The 251-nt window shown below is 58.6% G+C and carries 1 pseudogene; it reads right to left on the bottom strand.

Features of this window, described 5'->3' with window-relative positions:
* A pseudogene (locus tag N7568_RS24700) lies at window positions 1-182 on the bottom strand (GmrSD restriction endonuclease domain-containing protein); the annotation flags it as partial.
* Window positions 183-251 lie beyond the last annotated feature (69 nt).

Below are 251 nucleotides of genomic sequence, written 5' to 3'. Positions count from 1 at the left end.
GAGATCTCTGCGTTGAACTGCGTGGAGATGTTGACGTAGCTGAACGTGATCGGTTCGGTGGTCGTAGGGTCCACGGCGATCGTCGGCACCGACACCTGCGTGCGTCCCAAGGAGCCGTTAATAGCCGATGAGATGGACGCCGACTCTGACTGGTCGATGGCGAGCTGCCAACGTAAATTCACCAGTACCCAGTCTGATGCTTACAGTCACGCGTTTCCTGCCAGAGTCTCCATCCAAGAGGCCGGGTCGCG

It is taken from the genome of Paenarthrobacter aurescens (assembly GCF_025421775.1).
GTDB lineage: Bacteria > Actinomycetota > Actinomycetes > Actinomycetales > Micrococcaceae > Arthrobacter > Arthrobacter aurescens_B.
This window is presented reverse-complemented; position numbering and strand designations above follow the sequence as displayed.